The sequence below is a fragment of the Paramesorhizobium salinisoli genome (assembly GCF_003335045.1).
Classification (GTDB): Bacteria; Pseudomonadota; Alphaproteobacteria; order Rhizobiales; family Rhizobiaceae; genus Paramesorhizobium; species Paramesorhizobium salinisoli.
Window position 1 is genome coordinate 1 of record NZ_QOZG01000187.1, and the last position, 225, is coordinate 225.

At 68.0% G+C, this 225-nt stretch carries 1 protein-coding gene; it reads right to left on the reverse strand.

The window, feature by feature from the left end:
* A partial coding sequence (locus DUT91_RS26080; RefSeq protein WP_200835100.1) for a hypothetical protein occupies positions 1–225 on the reverse strand: 225 nt, incomplete at both ends.

Below are 225 nucleotides of genomic sequence, written 5' to 3' on the forward strand. Positions count from 1 at the left end.
GGGGATCGATCGTCCAGGTGACGGGTTGCGTGCCGATCGACTGGCCGTCCGCCGTCCGATAGGTCGCCTGCACCAGATGCGGCGTGTTCGCCGTCACGGGATCGCCGTCCAGCGAAATCACCGAAAGAACCTTGCCGGCGGGCACTGAGCCGGCGGCCGTGACCGGAAAGGTGCCGCTGCCAATGGGGACGGCCGGGTTGTCGCCACGGGCATAGATGGTGACGG